The organism is Sphingomonas sp. CCH9-E2 (genome assembly GCF_001557215.1).
Taxonomy (GTDB): Bacteria; Pseudomonadota; Alphaproteobacteria; order Sphingomonadales; family Sphingomonadaceae; genus Sphingomonas.
The window spans coordinates 1-5,450 of the sequence record NZ_LSJM01000363.1 but is presented as its reverse complement, the minus strand read 5'-3'; the positions used below and the strand labels follow the sequence as shown (position 1 = coordinate 5,450).

Annotated in this window: 4 protein-coding genes and 2 pseudogenes; 3 read left to right on the top strand and 3 right to left on the bottom strand. The window is 68.1% G+C overall.

The window, feature by feature from the left end:
• From AX681_RS16940 to AX681_RS16930, 3 genes and pseudogenes are all read left to right on the top strand, one after another.
• On the top strand, positions 1-342 hold a 342-nt coding region (locus tag AX681_RS16940; protein ID WP_066682525.1), incomplete at its 5' end, for a hypothetical protein.
• A gap of 226 nt (positions 343-568) precedes the next feature.
• The gene (locus AX681_RS16935) at positions 569-1,999 is read left to right on the top strand and encodes a hypothetical protein (protein ID WP_066657715.1); all 1,431 of its coding nucleotides are present in this window, start codon (positions 569-571) and stop codon (positions 1,997-1,999) included.
• A 36-nt stretch (positions 2,000-2,035) separates the two neighbouring features.
• A pseudogene (locus AX681_RS16930) lies at positions 2,036-2,731 on the top strand (putative DNA modification/repair radical SAM protein); the annotation flags it as partial.
• A 45-nt stretch (positions 2,732-2,776) separates the two neighbouring features.
• On the opposite strand, the pseudogene AX681_RS16925 reads toward AX681_RS16930, so the two are convergent.
• The 3 genes and pseudogenes from AX681_RS16925 to AX681_RS16915 all read right to left on the bottom strand — a co-directional run.
• A pseudogene (locus AX681_RS16925) lies at positions 2,777-3,415 on the bottom strand (putative DNA modification/repair radical SAM protein); the annotation flags it as partial.
• 36 nt (positions 3,416-3,451) lie between these two features.
• The gene (locus tag AX681_RS16920) at positions 3,452-4,882 is read right to left on the bottom strand and encodes a hypothetical protein (RefSeq protein ID WP_066657715.1); all 1,431 of its coding nucleotides are present in this window, start codon (positions 4,880-4,882) and stop codon (positions 3,452-3,454) included.
• 226 nt (positions 4,883-5,108) lie between these two features.
• The coding region (locus tag AX681_RS16915; protein ID WP_066682525.1) for a hypothetical protein at positions 5,109-5,450 on the bottom strand (342 nt) is incomplete at its 5' end.

Genomic DNA, 5,450 nt, shown 5'->3' with positions numbered 1-5,450 from the left:
CTCCCGGCTGCCGCCATGGCGCCGCAGAATGGCGTGCTGATCATCTATGGCGATGACAAATGCCCGACCAATTCGGACGGCGAGGAAATCGTCGTGTGCGTGCGGCGACCGGCTGGCGAGCGCTTCCGCATCCCCAGCGAGCTGCGCGACGCCGAAGTCACGCCGCAGCGGGAAAGCTGGGCGGTGCGCCAGCGCTCGGCGCTGACCGCCGGCGACACGGGCATCGGCAGCTGCACCACGGTCGGCCCCGGCGGCGGCATCGGCTGCGCCACCCGCGAGATTCAGGCCGGCAAGGCCGAGGCGGATTCGCGCAAGAAGGCGGAGAAGGTTCTGCCGGACTGACGCCCATCTCATCCCCTCCCCGAAACAGAGGGGCAAGGGGGTGGGTCTAGCGCTGGGCGAGGCTCGATGCCTCGCACGGCCCTTTTTTGCGATCCGGTGCAGTTATTTGGAGCGCGCAGACGCGCGCACCCACCCCCGGCCCCTCCCTTTCAGCGATGGGTGATGCGTTGCTGCAGCGCGCCATGCCCGCTAACCGAACCGCAGCTCGTTCGAGGGGGAAGCGTGAATGATCCTGTCAGCAGCCCACCGTCCCTGGCACGTCCCCGCCCTGCTCTTCGCTCTCGTCTGGCTGTCCTGCATCTGGTTCGGCTCCTGGGCGTTCAACCCCAACAGCGCCACGCGCATCCTCGCCGCCACCGCGATCGTCGAGACCGGCAGCGCGCGGATCGATCCCTATGGCGCGATGACGATCGACAAGGCGCAGTTCGACGGCCATCTCTACATGGACAAGGCGCCGGGCATGACGCTGATGGCGCTGCCCTTCGTCGCCGCGACCAACTGGGTCACGCAGCAGACCAGCGCGGACGTCCCGCACCAACTGTTCGACCCGGAAGCCGAGGCATTTCTGCGCCTGCGCATGCGCGCTGCCATCGCCGGGATTGGCGCCGTGCTGACCGCACTCGCGGCAGTCGAGCTGCTCGACCTCGGCACCGGCATCGGCGGCAGCCGCGCTGCGGGGCTGTTCACCGCTATCGGCTTCGCACTCGGCACCACCGTCTGGGGCTGGACCACCACCTGGTTCGGCCACGCCGCCGCGACCTCGCTCATCGCCATCGCGCTCTGGGCAGTGTGGCGCGGCACCCGGAACGGCCTCGCGCCCCGCTATGCGCTGATCGCCGGCCTCGCGCTCGGCTGGGCGGTGGTGGTGGAGCATGGCGCGCTGCTGCTCGGCGCGCCGGTCGCGCTGTGGGCCCTGTGGCGCATCCGCGATGCCGACCGCGCCGCCCAACTGCGCACCATCAGCCTCGCCATCGCAGGCGGAGTCATCGCCGCCATCCCCCTATTCGCCTACAACCTCGCGACCTTCGGGCACCCCTTCACCACCGGCTATTCGGGCGTGGTCGGCTTCGAAGGCATGAAACAGGGCCTGTTCGGCCTGACCTATCCCAAGCTCGACGTGCTCACCGAAATCCTGCTCGGCAAACGCCGCGGGATCATCTGGGTCGCGCCGATCCTGGCCCTCGCCCCGTTCGGCATCTGGACGCTGCTGCGCGACCCGGCCCGACGCGACCTTGGCGTACTCGCGGTGGCTGGCGCGCTCGCCTGCTTCCTTTACCACGCCGCCTACATCTATTGGGACGGCGGCAACGCCACCGGCCCGCGTCACGCGCTCCCGGCGATCGCCTATCTCGCCGTCGGCCTCGCCGCCTATTGGGGCAGCGCCAGCCGGATCGAGCGCGCGCTCGGCCTCGCCTTCCTCGCCGCCAGCGTCGCGCTCAACCTGATCATCACCGCGGTCGACATCCAGGCCCCGGCCCAATTCGCGGCGCCGCTGACCGACCACATCCTGCCCGGCTTTCTCGCCTTCAACCTGCGCACCCTTCCCAGCGAATTCTGGGGCTGGTCGCCGGGGGCGGGCCTCACGCTCTACCTCATCCTCGCAGGCGTTCTCGCGGCGCTGCTCGCGCTCGCCTGCCGCCGCAGCGCGTCGGACTGACTGGACACGCAAGCCACTGGAACGTATAAAGAACATATGGCCCAGCTCGACCTGCGCGAAAAGCTCGAAATCCTCGCCGACGCCGCGAAATATGATGCATCCTGCGCCTCATCCGGCACGTCGAAACGCAAATCCTCCGGCGGCAAGGGGCTGGGTTCGACCGAGGGGATGGGCATCTGCCACGCTTATGCCCCCGATGGCCGCTGCATCAGCCTGCTCAAGATCTTGCTGACCAACAGCTGCATCTTCGACTGCCATTATTGCATTAACCGCAAGAGCTCGAACGTCCGGCGCGCGCGCTTCACCGCGCAGGAGGTCGTCCGCCTCACGCTCGACTTCTACCGCCGCAATTATATCGAGGGGTTGTTCCTTTCCTCGGGCATCATCCGCTCGCCCGATTACACGATGGAGCAGATTGTCGAGGTCGCGCGCAGCCTGCGCGAGGATCACGACTTTCGCGGCTACATTCATTTGAAGACGATCCCCGACGCCGACCCCGGGCTGATCCATCAGGCCGGGCTGCACGCCGACCGGCTGTCGATCAATGTCGAGCTGCCCACCGTCGCCGGCCTGACGCGCCTCGCCCCGGAGAAATCCGCCCCCCGGATCGAAGGGGCGATGCGCGACCTGAAGCGCGATATCGAGGACACGGGCGACGCGCGCAAACGCTATCGCTCCGCCCCCAAATTCGCGCCCGCTGGCCAGTCGACCCAGATGATCGTCGGCGCCGACGATCATCTGGGTCGACTGGCCAGCGGGCGCGAATTTGGGGGCGGAGCGATAGCGTTTGCGCGCGTCGCCCGTGTCCTCGATATCGCGCTTCAGGTCGCGCATCGCCCCTTCGATCCGGGGGGCGGATTTCTCCGGGGCGAGGCGCGTCAGGCCGGCGACGGTGGGCAGCTCGACATTGATCGACAGCCGGTCGGCGTGCAGCCCGGCCTGATGGATCAGCCCGGGGTCGGCGTCGGGGATCGTCTTCAAATGAATGTAGCCGCGAAAGTCGTGATCCTCGCGCAGGCTGCGCGCGACCTCGACAATCTGCTCCATCGTGTAATCGGGCGAGCGGATGATGCCCGAGGAAAGGAACAACCCCTCGATATAATTGCGGCGGTAGAAGTCGAGCGTGAGGCGGACGACCTCCTGCGCGGTGAAGCGCGCGCGCCGGACGTTCGAGCTCTTGCGGTTAATGCAATAATGGCAGTCGAAGATGCAGCTGTTGGTCAGCAAGATCTTGAGCAGGCTGATGCAGCGGCCATCGGGGGCATAAGCGTGGCAGATGCCCATCCCCTCGGTCGAACCCAGCCCCTTGCCGCCGGAGGATTTGCGTTTCGACGTGCCGGATGAGGCGCAGGATGCATCATATTTCGCGGCGTCGGCGAGGATTTCGAGCTTTTCGCGCAGGTCGAGCTGGGCCATATGTTCTTTATACGTTCCAGTGGCTTGCGTGTCCAGTCAGTCCGACGCGCTGCGGCGGCAGGCGAGCGCGAGCAGCGCCGCGAGAACGCCTGCGAGGATGAGGTAGAGCGTGAGGCCCGCCCCCGGCGACCAGCCCCAGAATTCGCTGGGAAGGGTGCGCAGGTTGAAGGCGAGAAAGCCGGGCAGGATGTGGTCGGTCAGCGGCGCCGCGAATTGGGCCGGGGCCTGGATGTCGACCGCGGTGATGATCAGGTTGAGCGCGACGCTGGCGGCGAGGAAGGCGAGGCCGAGCGCGCGCTCGATCCGGCTGGCGCTGCCCCAATAGGCGGCGAGGCCGACGGCGAGATAGGCGATCGCCGGGAGCGCGTGACGCGGGCCGGTGGCGTTGCCGCCGTCCCAATAGATGTAGGCGGCGTGGTAAAGGAAGCAGGCGAGCGCGCCAGCCACCGCGAGTACGCCAAGGTCGCGTCGGGCCGGGTCGCGCAGCAGCGTCCAGATGCCGAACGGGGCGAGGGCCAGGATCGGCGCGACCCAGATGATCCCGCGGCGTTTGCCGAGCAGGATTTCGGTGAGCACGTCGAGCTTGGGATAGGTCAGGCCGAACAGGCCCTGTTTCATGCCTTCGAAGCCGACCACGCCCGAATAGCCGGTGGTGAAGGGGTGCCCGAAGGTCGCGAGGTTGTAGGCGAATAGGGGGATGGCGGCGATGACTCCGCCTGCGATGGCGAGGCTGATGGTGCGCAGTTGGGCGGCGCGGTCGGCATCGCGGATGCGCCACAGGGCCCACAGCGCGACCGGCGCGCCGAGCAGCAGCGCGCCATGCTCCACCACCACCGCCCAGCCGAGCGCGAGGCCGGCGATCAGCGCATAGCGGGGCGCGAGGCCGTTCCGGGTGCCGCGCCACACTGCCCAGAGCGCGATGGCGATGAGCGAGGTCGCGGCGGCGTGGCCGAACCAGGTGGTGGTCCAGCCCCAGACGGTGGTGCCGAGTGCGAAGCCGATAGCGGTGAACAGCCCCGCAGCGCGGCTGCCGCCGATGCCGGTGCCGAGGTCGAGCAGCTCGACTGCCGCGAGTGCGGTCAGCACGGCGCCAATCCCGGCGATGGCAGCGCGCATGCGCAGGCGCAGAAATGCCTCGGCTTCCGGGTCGAACAGTTGGTGCGGGACGTCCGCGCTGGTCTGCTGCGTGACCCAGTTGGTCGCGGCGACGAAGGGCAGCGCCATCAGCGTCATGCCCGGCGCCTTGTCCATGTAGAGATGGCCGTCGAACTGCGCCTTGTCGATCGTCATCGCGCCATAGGGATCGATCCGCGCGCTGCCGGTCTCGACGATCGCGGTGGCGGCGAGGATGCGCGTGGCGCTGTTGGGGTTGAACGCCCAGGAGCCGAACCAGATGCAGGACAGCCAGACGAGAGCGAAGAGCAGGGCGGGGACGTGCCAGGGACGGTGGGCTGCTGACAGGATCATTCACGCTTCCCCCTCGAACGAGCTGCGGTTCGGTTAGCGGGCATGGCGCGCTGCAGCAACGCATCACCCATCGCTGAAAGGGAGGGGCCGGGGGTGGGTGCGCGCGTCTGCGCGCTCCAAATAACTGCACCGGATCGCAAAAAAGGGCCGTGCGAGGCATCGAGCCTCGCCCAGCGCTAGACCCACCCCCTTGCCCCTCTGTTTCGGGGAGGGGATGAGATGGGCGTCAGTCCGGCAGAACCTTCTCCGCCTTCTTGCGCGAATCCGCCTCGGCCTTGCCGGCCTGAATCTCGCGGGTGGCGCAGCCGATGCCGCCGCCGGGGCCGACCGTGGTGCAGCTGCCGATGCCCGTGTCGCCGGCGGTCAGCGCCGAGCGCTGGCGCACCGCCCAGCTTTCCCGCTGCGGCGTGACTTCGGCGTCGCGCAGCTCGCTGGGGATGCGGAAGCGCTCGCCAGCCGGTCGCCGCACGCACACGACGATTTCCTCGCCGTCCGAATTGGTCGGGCATTTGTCATCGCCATAGATGATCAGCACGCCATTCTGCGGCGCCATGGCGGCAGCCGGGAG